Genomic DNA, 420 nt, shown 5'->3' on the forward strand with positions numbered 1-420 from the left:
AAATCCGGTCAGGTGGAGATCCTCTCCGGGCCCAAAAATGCCTTTAACCTGAAAGTCCCGGTGAAGATCCTGAATCCGCTGGGGCACAGCCTGCAGCTGACGTGGGATTATACCGCCGGCGCCGTGCCCCACCTGACGGGGATTTACGATCTGGATAAAAAACACCGGGCGCTGTTGACCGTCAGGACAATACCGGGGGTGGCGACCCGGCTGATCGTCTGGCCCGGCATGTCGGAAAGGTATGAAATTGAAGTGGCGCTGCATAACGGTCGGGTGAGTACCATCACGAACCTGACGGCCGGGCAGACGTTGATCTGGTCGCTGGGCTATGACCTGCACTGCCAGTTTTTAAACCGGGTGACGGCCCCGACCGGTTTGCTGGAGGCGGTGACGTATACACAGGACGGCCACCATTTTCCG

The 420-nt window shown here is 59.0% G+C and carries 1 protein-coding gene; it reads left to right on the forward strand.

The window, feature by feature from the left end; genetic code table 11:
- Positions 1-420: hypothetical protein (locus tag Xsto_RS21810; protein WP_169926719.1), on the forward strand; the 420-nt coding region annotated here is incomplete at both ends.

Origin of the sequence: Xenorhabdus stockiae (assembly GCF_002632825.1) — a bacterium.
GTDB lineage: Bacteria > Pseudomonadota > Gammaproteobacteria > Enterobacterales > Enterobacteriaceae > Xenorhabdus > Xenorhabdus stockiae.